This is a genomic window from Streptomyces sp. NPDC043853 (genome assembly GCF_056436025.1).
This window is the reverse complement of record NZ_JBWKDJ010000017.1, coordinates 24,057-39,485: the sequence shown is the minus strand read 5'-3', so window position 1 is coordinate 39,485 and position 15,429 is coordinate 24,057. Positions and strand designations below refer to the sequence as shown.

Here is a 15,429-nt window from a genome sequence, read left to right as displayed (position 1 = left end):
CAGGCTCACCACCGCCCATGGCCATGTCAATGGGGCGTACCGCGCCATCCGCCCGAAGGGCCCGTTCGCGTGACGCGTACGGGCCCTTCGGGGTGGTGCGGCGGCGGGGTGCCGGGAGGGGCGGCCGGGGGCCTCAGCCCGCCAGGTTGTCGGCCATCTCCTCGGTGAGGTTGGACTCGGTGCCCGGGATGCCCAGGTCCTGGGCCCGCTTGTCGGCCATGGCTAGCAGGCGGCGGATCCGGCCCGCGACGGCGTCCTTGGTCAGCGGCGGGTCCGCGAGCGCGCCCAGCTCCTCCAGGGAGGCCTGCTTGTGCTCCATGCGCAGCCGGCCGGCCGCGGCGAGGTGCTCGGGGACCTCCTCGCCGAGGATCTCCAGGGCGCGCTGGACCCGGGCGCCGGCCGCGACCGCGGCCCGGGCCGAGCGGCGCAGGTTGGCGTCGTCGAAGTTGGCCAGCCGGTTGGCGGTGGCGCGGACCTCGCGCCGCATCCGCCGCTCCTCCCAGGCCAGCACCGACTCGTGCGCGCCGAGCCGGGTCAGCAGGGCGCCGATCGCGTCGCCGTCGCGTACGACGACCCGGTCGACCCCGCGGACCTCGCGGGCCTTGGCCGCGATGGAGAGCCGGCGGGCGGCGCCCACCAGGGCCAGGGCGGCTTCCGGACCGGGGCAGGTGACCTCCAGCGAGGAGGACCGGCCGGGTTCGGTGAGCGAGCCGTGCGCCAGGAAGGCGCCGCGCCAGGCTGCCTCGGCGTCACAGGTGGCCCCGGAGACCACTTGCGGGGGCAGACCGCGGATGGGCCGGCCGCGGCCGTCCACCAGCCCGGTCTGGCGGGCCAGCTGGTCGCCGCCCGCGACGACCCGTACGACGTACCGGCTGCCGCGGCGCAGCCCGCCGGGGGCCATCACCACGAGGTCCGAGGAGTGTCCGAAGATCTCCAGGATGTCCTTGCGCAGTCTCCGGGCGGCGATTCCGGTGTCGAGCTCCGCCTCGATGACGATCCGTCCGCTCACCAGGTGCAGCCCGCCCGCGAACCGAAGAATCGCCGAGACCTCTGCCTTCCTGCAGCAGGTCCGGGTGACGGGGAGCCGGGAGATCTCATCCTTCACCGCTGGCGTCATCGCCATGGGCCGATCCTTCCATGCATCCGAAAAATACGGTCGTACGCGGCGGCCAGCAGCTCCGGGTCGTGCTTGGGGGAGCCGTCCTCCCTGGCCACCGGAGCCAGCTCGACCGCGGCACCGAAGCGTTTGGCCGCCTCGGCGAGGGACTCGCGGTCGGGCACGGCGGCCTGGTCGGCCAGCACCACGTCCAGGGCGAGTTTAGGGGCGTGTCGGGCCAAAACCTCCAAATGACGCTGCGGAGAGAAGCCCTCTGTTTCGCCGGGTTGCGGCGCGAGGTTCAGCGAGAGCACTCGCCGGGCCTTGGTCTGCGTCAGCGCGTCGAGCAGTTCGGGCACCAGCAGGTGCGGGATCACGGAGGAGAACCAGGAGCCCGGGCCCAGCACCACCCAGTCCGCGTCGAGGACCGCCTCGACCGCCTCCGGGACGGCCGGCGGGTCGGCCGGGACCAGGTGCACGGACTGCACCTCGCCCGGGGTGAGGGCGACCGTGGCCTGTCCGCGCACGGTGTCCACCGTGTGCGGGCGGGCCGGGTCGTGACCGCGGACCAGGGCCTGCAGCTCCAGCGGCACGGCCGACATGGGCAGCACCCGGCCGTGCGCCCCGAGCAGCTTGCCGACCAGGTCCAGGGCCTGCACGGGGTCGCCGAGCTGTTCCCACAGCGCCACGATCAGCAGGTTGCCCACGGCGTGGCCGTGCAGCTCGCCCTCCGACTCGAAGCGGTGCCGGATCACCCGGGACCAGGTCTGCCCCCAGTCGTCGTCCCCGCACAGCGCGGCCAGCGCCTTGCGCAGGTCGCCCGGGGGCAGGACGCCGAGCTCCTCGCGGAGCCGGCCGCTGGAGCCGCCGTCGTCGGCGACGGTCACCACGGCCGTGAGGTCGCCGGTGATGCGGCGCAGCGCGGCCAGGGAGGCCGAGAGGCCCATGCCGCCCCCGAGGGCGACCACCTTGGGCTGGGCGCCGCGGCGCCGCGCCGACCGGGCCGTGTCGTCACGGCCCGTGGTCAGCAGGCGCAGGCGGCGCAGCCGCAGGCTCCGTCCGGTCACTCGCGCCCCATGTCCCGGTGTACGACGACGGTCTCGACTCCCTCGGAGGCGAGGCGGGCTGCGAGCTTCTCGGACATGGCCACGCTGCGGTGCTTGCCGCCGGTGCAGCCGACCGCGATGGTCACGTAGCGCTTGCCCTCGCGGCGGTAGCCCGCGGCGATCAGCTGGAGCAGCTCGGTGTAGCCGTCCAGGAATTCCTTGGAGCCGGGCTGGTCGAAGACGTAGTCCGACACCTCCTGGTTCAGGCCGGTGTAGGGGCGCAGCTCGGGGACCCAGTGCGGGTTGGGGATGAAGCGGCAGTCCACGACGAGGTCGGCGTCCACGGGCAGGCCGTACTTGTAGCCGAAGGACATGACGGTGGCCCGCAGCTCGGGCTCCTCGTCGCCGGCGAACTGGGCGTCCATCTTGGCGCGCAGTTCGTGCACGTTCAGGCTGGAGGTGTCGATCACCAGGTCGGCGTCCCCGCGCAGCTCGCGCAGCAGGTCGCGCTCGGCGGCGATGCCGTCGGTGATGCGGCCGTCGCCCTGCAGCGGGTGCGGGCGGCGGACCGATTCGAAGCGGCGGACCAGGGCCTCATCGGAGGACTCCAGGAAGACGGTGCGCCGGGTGACGCCGCGGGTGTCGAGGTCGGCGAGGGACTCGCGGAGGGCGTCGAAGAACTGGCGGCCGCGGACGTCGACGACGACGGCGATCCGGGCCACGTTGCCCTGTGAGCGGGCGCCGAGCTCCACCATGGTGGGGATCAGGGCCGGGGGGAGGTTGTCCACGACGAACCAGCCGAGGTCCTCCAGGCACTTGGCGGCCGTGCTCCGGCCGGCTCCGGACATGCCTGAGATGATCACCAGCTCGGGGATGGCCGCCTCGGCGGCCTCGCCGGGCTCCATGGTCGTGCCCGTACTCACCTGTGCTCCGTCTCCGTCGTGCGTGGTCATTGTTCGGCTCCCCGTTCGGACGAGGGTTCCGCGGCTGCGGGCCTCTCGTCTTCCATGATCTCTCCTGTCGCCGTGTTGACGGCGGGACCCGCGGGGGTGGCGGCTGCGAGGGCCGCGGCGACGGTCTCGGCCGTCTTGCGGCCTATCCCCGGCACCTCGCAGATCTGGTCGATTGTGGCCCCTCTCAGCTTCTTCACCGAACCGAAGTGTTTGATCAGGGCCTGCTTGCGGGTGTCACCCAGGCCGGGCACCTCGTCCAACGGGCCCGCCTTGAGGCGTTTGCCGCGCTTGTTGCGCTGGTACTGGATGGCGAACCTGTGCGCTTCGTCACGGACGCGCTGCAGCAGGTAGAGCCCCTCGCTGGTGCGGGGCAGCACCACGGGGTCGTCCTCGCCGGGCAGCCACACCTCCTCCAGCCGCTTGGCCAGGCCGCACACGGCCACGTCGTCGATGCCGAGCTCGGCGAGGGCCCGCTGGGCGGCCGCCACCTGCGGCTGTCCGCCGTCGACCACGACGAGCTGCGGCGGGTACGCGAACCGCTTGGGGCGGCCGTCGTCCTCGGGGAGGGCCTCCTCCCCTTCCTCCGGGCTCCACTCCCCCGTCTTGAGCTTCTCCTGGAGGTAGCGCCGGAACCGCCGGGAGACCACCTCGTGCATGGACCGTACGTCGTCCTGCCCGGCGAACGACCTGATCTGGAAGCGGCGGTACTCGCTCTTCCGCGCCAGCCCGTCCTCGAACACGACCATGGAGGCGACGACGTCGTCGCCCTGCAGGTGGGAGATGTCGAAGCACTCGATGCGCAGCGGGGCGCCGTCCAGGTCCAGGGCCTCGGCGATCTCCTCCAGGGCGCGGGAGCGGGTGGTGAGGTCGCTGGCCCGCTTGGTCTTGTGCAGGGCCAGGGACTGCTGGGCGTTCCGGTGGACGGTCTCCATCAGCGCCTTCTTGTCGCCGCGCTGCGGGATGCGGAGGCTGACCTGGGAGCCGCGCCGCCCGGCGAGCCATTCGGCGAGGGCCTGGTCGTCCTCCGGGAGCGCCGGCACCAGCACCTCCTTGGGCACGCTCTCGCCGCTCTCCTCCCCGTAGAGCTGCTGGAGGGCGTGCTCGACCAGGCCCGCGGTGTCGACGGCCTCGACCTTGTCGGTGACCCAGCCGCGCTGGCCGCGGACCCGGCCGCCGCGGACGTGGAAGATCTGTACGGCGGCTTCGAGCTCGTCCTCGGCGACGGCGATCAGATCGGCGTCGGTGGCGTCCGCCAGCACCACCGCGTTCTTCTCCATGGCGCGGCGCAGCGCCCCTATGTCGTCGCGCAGCCGGGCGGCCTTCTCGTACTCCATCTCCTCGGCGGCCGCGTGCATCTCCTTCTCCAGCCGGGAGAGGTACGCGCCGGTCCGGCCTGCCATGAAGTCGCAGAACTCTTCGGCGAGTTCACGGTGTTCCTCGGGGCTGACCCGGCCCACGCAGGGCGCGGAGCACTTGCCGATGTAGCCGAGGAGGCAGGGCCGGCCGATCTGCGCGGAGCGCCTGAACACCCCGGCGGAACAGGTCCGCACCGGGAACACCCGCAGCATCAGGTCGACGGTCTCGCGGATCGCCCAGGCGTGCGCGTACGGCCCGAAGTACCGCACGCCCTTCTTCTTGGCCCCCCGCATGACCTGGACCCGGGGGAACTCCTCGTTCAGCGTGACGGCCAGGGACGGATAGCTCTTGTCGTCCCGGTACTTCACGTTGAACCGGGGGTCGTACTCCTTGATCCAGGAGTACTCCAGCTGGAGTGCCTCGACCTCGGTGGAGACCACGGTCCACTCGACGGAGGCGGCGGTGGTCACCATGGTGGCCGTCCGCGGGTGCAGCCCGGCCACGTCCTGGAAGTAGTTCGCCAGGCGCTGGCGCAGGCTCTTGGCCTTCCCGACGTAGATCACCCGGCGGTGCTCGTCGCGGAACCGGTAGACCCCCGGGGAGTCGGGAATCTGCCCCGGCTGGGGACGGTAGCTGGAAGGGTCGGCCATGCGAACCACCCTACTGGCGGGCACCGACACCGCGGCTGCCCGGCGGGCCGCTTTTCGCCGTCCCGAGCCCGCGCGGAGCATGCGGGGCGGGCGCTGCCCCTCCCACGCGGGCCGCGGCGGGGCGCACCGCCGGGCCGGCTTGCGGAGCGATCCCAGCCCGAGCGGCGCTTGAGCTCCGCCCGGGCAGAGCCACCGCGGGCGCCGCGGATCCCCGGACCAAGGCACTTCCGCCACCCCGCCGGGTGGGAGTGCCCGGCACTCCGGCCCGAGCGGCGTCGGATCGGTGCCGGGCGGAGCCGCCTCGCGGCTGCGGAACCCCGCTCGGGCTGTGGGGCCATGGTGCAGGGCATCCTTCGCCCGGCCCGGCGGGCACTCCTGTCGGCCCTGCCGGCGGTTGGCTGCGGGTCCGGGCGGAGCCCGGTTCCGGGAAAGGGGCGGGGAGGGGCATGTCTCACTCCTCTCCCGCCCCGCGGCTACACCGTGGTCCGGGCCCGGCGGCTGCGGCGGATCCCGATCGCACCGAGCCCGGCCGCCACGGCCGCTCCGACGGAGACAGCACCGGCACCGGCGCCGAAGGGCGTGCCGGATTCCGGCCCGGCCGCCGGGGCCGGGACCGCGGCGGGGGCCGGGGCAGGAGCTGCGGCCGGACCGGCGGCCGCGCCGTACCCGCCCGCCTCACCGCTCCGCGCGTACGCCGACCCCGGCAGCTTGTCCCCGTACGCCTTGACCACCCTGGCCCGGTACGCGTCCAGCGTGGTGCCGCGCTCGCCCACCGCCCGTACGGCGTCCTCGTCGAGCGGGAGGATCCGCCCTGCCCCGGCCACGTACCAGGCGTCGATCTGCGGCTCGCGGAACACCGTCCCGCCGGGCAACCGCTCCGCGCCCGCGCGGGCGTACCGGAACTCGTCGTCGCCGGTGGCGATGTTGACCACCTCCCACCCGGCCGCGGCACCGGCCCCGGTCTTCGCGGTCCAGAGCGCCGCCTGCTGACCGTCGGAGGACACCGCCCCGCTGACGAGGAACTCCAGCCGGGACACCGGCGCGCCCGCCCGCCCCGCGACGAACTCGGGCGACAGGTAGTGGACGGGTATGGTCTCGCCCTCGATCCTGGGCCGCGCCCCGGCCGGGGAGACCTTGCCCTCCCGGGCGAAGAACCGCGACAGCGTGTCCAGGGTGCCGGGCGCCCCGGCCGCCACCCGGGCCGCGGCCCGGTCCTCGACGGTGACGGCGGACGGCTGCGGCACGGGCGCGGCGGCGGCCTGCCCGACCGCGACCGCCGGAAGGACGACCGCACCGAGGACGGCGGCGCCGGCAACGGCTGCACGAAGGCCCATGGCGGTCACGCCCCGATCCGGTAGAGCGAGTGGGTCCAGGAGAAGGAGCTGTTGTTCACGTACCAGGCGTGCGAGGCCCAGTTGTAGCGGTCGCTGGAGGGCCAGGGGTCGCCCCAGTACACCCGGTTGTCGGCGGTGTCGTAGCCGTAGATGACGTGCATGTGGCCGCCGCCGCCCGACCACTGGATCCGGGTCTCGACCGGGCGGTTCGCGTCGATCTCGGTCTGCACCGTGGGGTAACGCAGCCAACCGGTCACGTACGAGCCCGGGTTGATGCCGGCCCAGCTCAGCCCGTTCTGGACGTTGCCGAGGGTGGCCTGGTTGTTGGGGCACTCGGTGCCCTGCTGCCGGTTGAAGGCGGCGTTGCAGAACTGGTTCTGGCTGTGCTTGCGGCCGTACCAGGTGGCGATGGTGTTGCCGCCGGCCGCCCAGCACCAGTTGGTCTTCTGCTGGGCCTGCATGGTGATGTTCAGCCGCTTCCAGGCGAGCGCGCCGTCCGGACCGGCCTCGGCGGCGGTCGTCGTGGCGGTGGCGGTGGCCGTGCCCGCGGACAGGGCGAGAAGCAGGACGGAGAGGAAGGCGGCAGGCGAGAGCCGCCTCTTTCGGGTACGCATGGCGTTCCTCCCGTGTGGGGGTCCCCCGGGTGGGGCCGGGGGAGTCGGGGATGGAGGAGCGCGTCCGGACGCTGTGCACGAGAGCATCAGGGTGTTGTCGCGATCAGGTCAACACGCTTCAATACGCCGTGACATCGCACTGTGAACGAGCCGCCCGCGGTGTGAACGCGGGCCGTCCCGCCACCTGGGTACCGGGTGCCACCGGCGCGCCCTCCCGCACCACCCGGCGTGAACGTTCACACGAGGGGCGGGAGCCGCCATGCCAGGGACAGCCGGGACCCCGGAGCACCGGCTCGGAGACCGCGGCGAACTGGCCCGGCTGCTCCGGGCCGGCCCCTTCCACGCGGCCCTGCGCGCCGCGATCGCCGCGCGCCGGCTGCCGCTGCACCGCGTACAGCACCGGCTCGCCCTGCGCGGCATCAAGCTCGGTGTGACCAGCCTGAGTTACTGGCAACAGGGCGCCCGGCGGCCGCACCGCCCCGAGTCCCTGAAAGCGGTCCGGGCCCTGGAGGAGATCCTGGAGCTGCCGGCCGGCTCGCTGGTGCGGCTGCTCTCCCCGGCGGTCGCCCCCGCCGACCCGGGGCGCCCGACCGCCCGCCCGTACCGCGCGCTGCTGGGGGTCGGGGCGGCCGTGGAGGAACTGCTGGACGGGCTGGGGCTGCCCGCCGACGGCGGTCTGCACACCCTGGGGCACCACGAGCGGGTGCGGATCGGTCCGCTCCGTGAGCTCCGGGAGCGCGATTCCCGGCACGTCGTACGGGCCCACCGCGACGGGGTCGACCGCTACCTGGCCGTGCACCACGGCGACCCGGGCTGTGATCCCTCCCGGGTGCGGGTCCGGCCCGGTGAGAACTGCCGGACGGGCCGGGTCCGCCGGCACTCCGAGGCCGGGGTGGTGGTGGCGGAGCTGCTCTTCGACACCCGCCTGCGCAGTGGGGACACGTACGTCTTCGGCTACGGCTTCGAGGACGGCACCGGCGGGGTGAGCGGCGAGTACCTGCGCGGCTTCGGCTACGCCGGCGGCCAGTACGTGCTCCAGGTCCGCTTCGACGAGGCGGCGCTGCCGGTGCGCTGCGTGCGCTTCCGGCAGACCGGTCCGGCCGCGCCGCGCGCCGGCCTGGCCGAGCTCACGGCGACGGGCCCGCACCGGAGCGTGCACCTGGTGGACCAGGCGGTCCGGCGGGGCATCCTGGGCATCGGCTGGGACTGGGAGTAGGGCCTGCGGCCGGCCTATGCGGGACCGGCGGGCGGCCAGTCCGGGGCCGGGTCCGCGGGGAGCAGGGGGCGCAGGGCGCCCACCGCGGCGCCGATGCAGGCGTCCCGGAGCTCGGCGCGGGTGCAGGTCTCCTGGGTGAGCCAGTCCACGCACAGCACCTGGACGAACACCAGCCAGGCCTTCAGCGCCGCGGAGACGGCGTCGTGCGTGCGTTCGTCGGCGAGCGGGAGCACCCCGAGCAGGCGTGAGCGCAGGGCGTCGAGCTCGTCCGTCATGATCGTCTGGATGACCGGGTCGCCCGCCAGCACCCGGTTCGCGGCCAGGACGGCGTGGCGGTTGGCGGTGAAGTAGTCGAGGTGGGCGTCCAGGCCCTGGGCGAGCTGTTCGACGAGCGTGGCGCCGGGGTCGAACAGCGTCGCCTCCAGCAGCCGGTCGGCCGCCTGCCCGTAGACCGCCGCGAAGAGGGCGTGCTTGCTCGGGAAGTGCTTGTAGAGCAGGGCTCGGGAGACACCGGCCTCCCGGGCGACCTCCTCCATCAGCACCTCCTCGTAGGGGGCGGCGGCGAAGAACCGGGCGCCGACGGCGAGCAGCTGGGCACGGCGGTCGGCGGGGGTGAGGCGTCGGCGGGGCGGCACCCGCCCAGACTACTTGACACGCGTCTACCAAGGGGACCTACCCTGAGCCTAAGTAGACACACGTCAACCAAGTGGGGTGGAGTCATGGCCAAGGCACTCCGGCTGTTCGCGTGGGCGATGGGCCTCGCCTGCACCGCGATCGGGCTGTTCCACGTGGTCGCCGGCAATGCCGCGGTTCCGGGCGGGGCCGACGCCGGCCCCACCCTGGACAGCCTGGGCCGGTTCTTCGGCGCGGTCTTCGCCGGGTACGGGCTGGCCTGGCTGTGGGCGGCCCGGCAGGATCCCGTTCCGGCGCGCGTGGTGCGGTGGCTCGCGGCGGTGTTCCTGCTGGGCGCCGCGGGGCGGCTGCTGTCCCTGGCCGTGCACGGGTGGCCGCACTCGTTCCAGGTGGTGCTGACCGTGATCGAGCTCGTCCTCCCGCCGGTCCTGTTCTGGCTGGCGGACGCCGACGAGCGGGCGTTCCGGGAGCGGCAGCCGTCGGGGGTGCCGGCCGTCAGCCCGCGATGAGCGTGCCGCCCTCGGCCCGGACCGGGACGCCGGGAAGCGGGTCGCTCGCCGGGCCGCTGAGCACCTTGCCGGTGGTGACGTCGAAGCGGCTGCGGTGGCAGGGGCAGTTGGCCTCGCCGTCCTCGATCTTGTCGAGGACGCAGCCGGCGTGCGTGCACTGGGCGCTGAACGCCTTGTACTGGCCCTCGGCCGGGCAGCTCACCAGGAGCTTCTCCTCCCGGAACAGCTTCGCGCCGCCGACCGGGACGTCGGCCGCCGCGCCCAGTTCCACGGGCGCGGTGGGGGTGGCGGGGGTGCGGCCGCCGCTGTTGGTCGCGGTCGAGCAGGCGGAGAGGGTCACGCCCGCGCCGGCGGCCCCCGCGAGGGCGGCGGCGCCCTTGAGCACGGTACGGCGGGCGGCGGGCTGCGACGGCATGGGATCTCCCGGTGGAACGGTGCGGCGGTGGTGCGCGAACACCCCGACGATACGTGCGGCGCCGACGCCGGACGCGAGCGGTACCTATCCCTCCGCTCCGCCCGTTCCGTGCGGTACGTTCCCCGGTGTGATTGTCGTAGCCGGCGAGGCCCTGATCGATCTGGTACCGGTGGACCGGCCGGCGGGCGCGCTGCTGCCCCGGCCGGGCGGCGGACCGTACAACACCGCGCTCGCCCTGGGCCGGCTCGGCACCGAGGTCGCCTTCTGCTCGCGGGTGTCCACCGACGGCTTCGGCGAGACCCTGCTGTCCGGACTGCGGGCGGCCGGGGTGGACCTGTCGCTGGTGCAGCGCGGGCCCGAGCCGACCACGCTGGCCGTGCCCTCGCTGGGGCCGGACGGGTCGGCGGCGTACGGCTTCTACACGGAGGGCACGGCGGACCGGCTGTTCACCCTGCCGGATTCGCTGCCCGCCCGGACCCGGGCGCTGGCACTGGGCACCTGCTCGCTGGTGCTGGAGCCGGGCGCGAGCGCGTACGAGGCGCTCCTGCGCCGGGAGTCGGCGCGCGGCCTGCTCACCCTGCTCGACCCGAACATCCGCCCGGCGCTGATCGCGGCGCCGGACGCGTACCGGGCCCGGTTCCGGTCCTGGCTGCCGTACGTGTCGGTGCTCAAGCTGTCGGAGGAGGACGCTGCCTGGCTGGGAGGTCGGCCGGAGGACTGGCTGGCGGCCGGGGCCTCGGCGGTGGTACTGACCCGGGGCGCGGCGGGGCTGACCGTGCGCACCGCGTCGGGTGAGCAGCACTTCGTTCCGGCGCAGCGGGTCGCGGTGGCGGACACGATCGGGGCCGGGGACACGGTGAACGCCGCCCTGCTGCACCGGCTGGCCGACGGCCCGGAATCGGTGGACTGGCCAGCCACCCTGGCGTACGCGGCCCGCGCCGCGGCCCTGACCTGCACCCGTCCGGGCGCGGAGCCGCCGTACGCGGAGGAACTCGCGGACCCCGCCCGCGTGTAGGGGCGTGCGGCCCGCGGGGCCCGGGTACGGTCCTCGGGGCTCGCGGCCGGCCCCTCCCCCGGCGGGCGCGGCGGGCTCAGCGGGATCGCAGCGGGCTCAGCGGATCGCGGCCCAGACCCCGTGGGCCACGGCCGGGGCGAACCGCTCGACCGGATCGACCACTTCCTCCCCCGCGGCGTGCAGGAAGAAGGCCCGCTGGAAGCAGGCACCGAGCAGCAGCGCGGCGGCCGTGCGCACATCGGCGTCCGGCCCGACCACCCCGCGGGCGCGGGCCCGTTCGATGTGTGCGACGAGCGCTTCCCGCACCATGTGCGGGCCGACGCCCCGGGCCCGGATCCCCTCGCGGTGGCGGGACAGCAGGGAGGGCTCGGCGAAGATCGAGGCGGCCATGGTCATGGCGTCGGCATAGAACAGCGAGGCGTGTCGGGCGATCTCGGCCAGGCCCTCCTCGACGGCGCCCTCCGCCGGATCGGCGGCGAGTGCGGCGAGCAGCGGCCCGGCATTGGGGGTGCGCTCCATCAGCACCCTGACGAACAGTTCCTCCTTGTTCGCGTAGTGCTTGTAGAGCGCCGCCTCCGAGCAGCCGGCCTCGCGGGCGATGGCCTTGGTGGTGGTGTGGGCCAGGCCGACCGTGCGCATCAGCTTCTCGGCGGCGTCCAGCAGGCGCTCGGGGGTCGGACGCTGCGGCTGCGGGCTTGACGAGGGGGTGAGCATTCACTCACCATACCTTCCACAGGGGTGAGTGAGTACTCACTCACCACCCGGGAAGGGATGGACCACCATGAAGCTCACCGTGTTCGGGGCCACCGGCGGTGTCGGGCGGCAGGTCGTACGACAGGCACTGGCCGCCGGCCATGAGGTGACGGCCGTGGTCCGCGACCCGGCCAGGCTGGAGATCCCGCCGCAGGAGCGCCTGGAGGTGGCCGTGGTGCGTGATGTCACCGACGAGGAGGCGCTGCTCCCCGTACTCGCGGGCCGGGACGCGGTGGTCTCGGCGCTGGGGGCGGCGAGCAACAAGCAGGCGAAGGCGGCCCCGATCGCGGGGCCGGCGCTGCGGGCCATCGTCTCGGCGATGGACCGGACGGGAGTGAGCCGGGTCTCCGCGGTCAGCGCCGCCCCGGTCGGGGTCCTGCCCGAGGGCGAGTCGGTGCTCACCCGCGCCCTGGTCTACCCGCTGCTGCGCCGGCTGCTGCGGGACCTCTACGCCGACCTCGCCGTGATGGAGGCGGCGATGGGCGCGAGCGCCACCGAGTGGACGGTGATCCGCCCGCCGATGCTCCTGGACAAGCCGCGCACCGGGACCTACCGGCGGGCCATCGGCGCCAATGTCCGCGGCGGCCGCACCATCGCCCGCGCGGACGTCGCGGACGCCCTGCTGACCGCGCTGACGGACCCCGCCACGGCCCGCCAGGCCGTGGGCGTCGCCACCTGAGGCACGACCCCGGGCACGGCCCGGGAGACGGCCCGCGTCCGCCTCGCCCGCCTCGCCCGCACACGCGAACGGGGCGGCCGCGGGCCGACGGTGTTCCGCCGTCCGCGACCGCCCCGGCCGGATGCTAGGCCGTGCGCGACCGGGTGGTCGTCTTCTTCGCCGCAGCCGTCTTCTTGGCCGGGGTCTTGGCCGAAACCGCCTTCTTCGCAGGGGCCTTGGCCGCGGCCTTCTTCGCCGGGGCGCGGCGGGCGGCGGGGACGGAGTCCAGCACGCGGTCCGCCCCGAGGATGTCCCGCAGGAACTTGCCGGTGTGGCTGGCGCCGACCGCGGCGACCTCCTCCGGAGTGCCCTCGGCCACCACCAGGCCGCCGCCGTAACCACCCTCCGGGCCCATGTCGATGACCCAGTCCGCGGTCTTGATGACGTCCAGGTTGTGCTCGATGACGATCACCGAGTTGCCCTTGTCCACCAGCCCCGACAGCACCTTGATCAGCTTCGAGATGTCCTCGAAGTGCAGACCGGTGGTCGGCTCGTCCAGCACGTAGACCGTGCGGCCCGTGGACCGCTTCTGCAGCTCCGAGGCGAGCTTCACGCGCTGCGCCTCACCACCGGAGAGGGTGGGCGCCGACTGGCCCAGCCGCACGTACCCCAGGCCGACCTCGGTCAGCGTCCGCAGGTGCCGGGCGATCGTCGGCACCGCCTCGAAGAAGTGCAGGGCCTCCTCGATCGGCATGTCCAGCACCTCCGCGATGGACTTGCCCTTGTAGTGGACCTCCAGGGTCTCCCGGTTGTAGCGCGCCCCGTGGCAGACCTCGCAGGGGACGTACACGTCCGGCAGGAAGTTCATCTCGATCTTGATGGTGCCGTCGCCGGAGCAGTTCTCACACCGGCCGCCCTTGACGTTGAAGGAGAAGCGGCCCGGGAGATAGCCCCGCACCTTCGCCTCCATCGTCTCCGCGAACAGCTTGCGGACGTTGTCGAAGACACCGGTGTACGTCGCCGGGTTGGACCGCGGGGTACGGCCGATCGGCGACTGGTCCACGTGCACGACCTTGTCGACCAGCTCGTCGCCGTCCACCCGGGTGTGCCGGCCCGGCACCGACCGGGCGCCGTTCAGCTCGCGCGCCAGGTGCGTGTACAGGATGTCGTTGACCAGGGTGGACTTGCCCGACCCGGAGACTCCCGTCACCGCGGTGAACACACCCAGCGGGAAGGCCACGTCGATGTCCTGGAGGTTGTTCTCCTTGGCACCCCGGACGACCAGCTTCCGCTCGCCGTTCACCGGCCGCCGGATGTCCGGGATGGAGATCTCCTTCTTCCCGGACAGGTACTGCCCGGTCATCGACTCGCCGTTGGCCAGCAGCTCCTTCAGCGAGCCGCTGTGCACGATCTTGCCGCCGTGCTCGCCGGCGCCCGGACCGATGTCCACCACCCAGTCGGCCACCTTGATGGTGTCCTCGTCGTGCTCGACCACGATCAGGGTGTTGCCCATGTCCCGCAGCCGCACCAGGGTCTCGATCAGCCGGTGGTTGTCCCGCTGGTGCAGGCCGATCGAGGGCTCGTCCAGCACGTACAGCACGCCCACCAGGCCGGAGCCGATCTGCGTGGCCAGCCGGATGCGCTGGGCCTCGCCGCCGGACAGGGTGCCGGCCGCGCGGTTGAGCGAGAGGTAGTCCAGGCCGACGTCGACCAGGAAGCGCAGCCGCTCGTTGACCTCCTTCAGCACCCGCTCGGCGATCTTCTTGTCGCGGGCGTCCAGCTTCAGCTCGCCGAGGAACTCGGCGCACTCGCTGATCGACATCGCGGAGACCTCGGCGATGGACCGCTCCATCACCGTGACGGCGAGGACGATCGGCTTCAGCCGGGAACCCTCACAGGTGGGGCAGGGCACCTCGCGCATGTAGCCCTCGAAGCGCTCGCGGCTGGCGTCGCTCTCGGCCTCCGAGTGCCGTCGCTTGACGAAGGGCACGGCGCCTTCGAAGGCCGTGGTGTAGGCCCGCTCGCGGCCGTACCGGTTGCGGTACCGGACCTCGATCTGCGTCTTGTGCCCGTACAGCAGGGCCTTCCTGGCGCGCTGCGGCAGCCCGGCCCAGGGGATGTCCGTACGGAACCCCAGCTCGCCGGCGAGCGCGCCGATCAGCCGCTGGAAGTAGTCCTTGGTGTGGCCGAGCGACCACGGCGAGACCGCGCCCTCGTCCAGGGACTTGTCCTCGTCCGGGACGATCAGCTCCGGGTCGACCTCCATCCGCGTGCCGATGCCGGTGCAGTCGGGGCAGGCGCCGAAGGGCGAGTTGAAGGAGAAGGAGCGCGGCTCCAGCTCCTCGAAGGACAGGTCGTCGTAGGGGCAGTAGAGGTGCTCGGAGTACATCCGCTCGCGCTCGGGGTCGTCCTCGGCGAGGTCGACGAAGTCCAGGATGACCATGCCCCCGGAGAGGCCGAGCGCGGTCTCCACGGAGTCGGTGAGGCGGCGCTTGGCGCTCTCCTTCACCGTGAGGCGGTCGACGACCACCTCGATGGTGTGCTTCTCCTGCTTCTTCAGCGTCGGCGGCTCGGAGAGCTGGATGGTCTCGCCGTCCACCCGGGCCCGGCTGTAACCCTTGGTCTGCAGGTCGGAGAAGAGGTCGACGAACTCGCCCTTGCGCTCGCGCACCAGCGGGGAGAGCACCTGGAAGCGGCTGCCCTCGGGCAGCGCGAGCACCTTGTCGACGATGGCCTGCGGCGACTGCCGGGAGATCGGGCGGCGGCACTCCGGGCAGTGCGGCTTGCCGATGCGCGCGAAGAGCAGGCGGAGGTAGTCGTAGACCTCGGTGATGGTGCCGACGGTGGAGCGCGGGTTGCGCGAGGTCGACTTCTGGTCGATCGAGACCGCCGGGGAGAGGCCCTCGATGAAGTCGACGTCGGGCTTGTCCATCTGGCCCAGGAACTGGCGGGCGTAGGAGGAGAGCGACTCGACGTAGCGGCGCTGGCCCTCGGCGAAGATCGTGTCGAAGGCCAAGGAGGACTTGCCCGAGCCGGAGAGTCCGGTGAAGACGATGAGGGAATCGCGGGGCAGGTCGAGCGAGACGTTCTTCAGGTTGTGCTCGCGAGCGCCACGAACGATGAGACGGTCGGTCACGCCGGTCCGCACCTTTCTTGAGAGAGCGGGGGCACGGGCCCCCGG

Annotated in this window: 14 protein-coding genes; 4 read left to right on the top strand and 10 right to left on the bottom strand. The window is 73.2% G+C overall.

What is annotated here, in order from left to right; translation table 11 throughout:
* Positions 1-133: 133 nt before the first annotated feature.
* From whiA to AC067U_RS32320, 6 genes are all read right to left on the bottom strand, one after another.
* Positions 134-1,123, bottom strand: a complete 990-nt coding sequence (gene whiA, locus AC067U_RS32345; RefSeq protein ID WP_125639393.1) for a DNA-binding protein WhiA — start codon at positions 1,121-1,123, stop codon at positions 134-136.
* Positions 1,114-2,163 (bottom strand): gluconeogenesis factor YvcK family protein, encoded by a 1,050-nt coding sequence (locus AC067U_RS32340; RefSeq protein WP_478833379.1) that lies wholly within the window; start codon positions 2,161-2,163, stop codon positions 1,114-1,116. The genes whiA and AC067U_RS32340 overlap by 10 nt, the downstream gene beginning before the upstream one ends.
* On the bottom strand, positions 2,160-3,095 hold the full coding sequence (rapZ, locus tag AC067U_RS32335) for an RNase adapter RapZ (protein WP_478833378.1): 936 nt from the start codon (positions 3,093-3,095) through the stop codon (positions 2,160-2,162). Before rapZ ends, AC067U_RS32340 begins: the two co-directional genes overlap by 4 nt.
* Positions 3,092-5,101: an excinuclease ABC subunit UvrC gene (uvrC, locus tag AC067U_RS32330; RefSeq protein WP_478833377.1), complete on the bottom strand. Its 2,010-nt coding sequence runs from the start codon at positions 5,099-5,101 to the stop codon at positions 3,092-3,094. Before uvrC ends, rapZ begins: the two co-directional genes overlap by 4 nt.
* Before the next feature lie 473 nt (positions 5,102-5,574).
* The gene (locus AC067U_RS32325; protein WP_478833376.1) at positions 5,575-6,435 is read right to left on the bottom strand and encodes a hypothetical protein; all 861 of its coding nucleotides are present in this window, start codon (positions 6,433-6,435) and stop codon (positions 5,575-5,577) included.
* Between the two features lie 5 nt (positions 6,436-6,440).
* On the bottom strand, positions 6,441-7,049 hold the full coding sequence (locus AC067U_RS32320; protein WP_478833375.1) for a papain-like cysteine protease family protein: 609 nt from the start codon (positions 7,047-7,049) through the stop codon (positions 6,441-6,443).
* Between the two features lie 259 nt (positions 7,050-7,308).
* Here AC067U_RS32320 and AC067U_RS32315 point away from each other — a divergent pair, with 259 nt between their 5' ends.
* The gene (locus tag AC067U_RS32315; RefSeq protein WP_478833374.1) at positions 7,309-8,265 is read left to right on the top strand and encodes a hypothetical protein; all 957 of its coding nucleotides are present in this window, start codon (positions 7,309-7,311) and stop codon (positions 8,263-8,265) included.
* A gap of 14 nt (positions 8,266-8,279) precedes the next feature.
* Here AC067U_RS32315 and AC067U_RS32310 read toward each other — a convergent pair whose 3' ends face one another.
* Complete coding sequence (locus AC067U_RS32310; protein WP_478833373.1) at positions 8,280-8,900, bottom strand: TetR/AcrR family transcriptional regulator; 621 nt, start codon at positions 8,898-8,900, stop codon at positions 8,280-8,282.
* A gap of 84 nt (positions 8,901-8,984) precedes the next feature.
* On the opposite strand from AC067U_RS32310, the gene AC067U_RS32305 reads away from it, so the two are divergent.
* The gene (locus tag AC067U_RS32305) at positions 8,985-9,407 is read left to right on the top strand and encodes a DUF4345 domain-containing protein (RefSeq protein ID WP_478833372.1); all 423 of its coding nucleotides are present in this window, start codon (positions 8,985-8,987) and stop codon (positions 9,405-9,407) included.
* On the opposite strand, the gene AC067U_RS32300 is transcribed toward AC067U_RS32305, so the two are convergent.
* Positions 9,394-9,822: a Rieske (2Fe-2S) protein gene (locus AC067U_RS32300; RefSeq protein WP_478833371.1), complete on the bottom strand. Its 429-nt coding sequence runs from the start codon at positions 9,820-9,822 to the stop codon at positions 9,394-9,396. The genes AC067U_RS32305 and AC067U_RS32300 overlap by 14 nt on opposite strands.
* 127 nt (positions 9,823-9,949) lie before the next feature.
* Here AC067U_RS32300 and AC067U_RS32295 point away from each other — a divergent pair, with 127 nt between their 5' ends.
* Complete coding sequence (locus AC067U_RS32295; protein ID WP_478833370.1) at positions 9,950-10,837, top strand: carbohydrate kinase family protein; 888 nt, start codon at positions 9,950-9,952, stop codon at positions 10,835-10,837.
* A gap of 96 nt (positions 10,838-10,933) precedes the next feature.
* Here the strand turns inward: AC067U_RS32295 and AC067U_RS32290 are convergent, their stop codons facing one another.
* A complete protein-coding gene (locus AC067U_RS32290) occupies positions 10,934-11,551 on the bottom strand; it encodes a TetR/AcrR family transcriptional regulator (RefSeq protein ID WP_478833369.1) in 618 nt (205 codons plus the stop codon).
* Between the two features lie 67 nt (positions 11,552-11,618).
* Here AC067U_RS32290 and AC067U_RS32285 point away from each other — a divergent pair, with 67 nt between their 5' ends.
* Positions 11,619-12,269: an NAD(P)-dependent oxidoreductase gene (locus AC067U_RS32285; RefSeq protein WP_478833368.1), complete on the top strand. Its 651-nt coding sequence runs from the start codon at positions 11,619-11,621 to the stop codon at positions 12,267-12,269.
* A gap of 124 nt (positions 12,270-12,393) precedes the next feature.
* Here the strand turns inward: AC067U_RS32285 and uvrA are convergent, their stop codons facing one another.
* On the bottom strand, positions 12,394-15,384 hold the full coding sequence (gene uvrA / locus AC067U_RS32280; protein ID WP_478833367.1) for an excinuclease ABC subunit UvrA: 2,991 nt from the start codon (positions 15,382-15,384) through the stop codon (positions 12,394-12,396).
* Between the last annotated feature and the right edge of the window lie 45 nt (positions 15,385-15,429).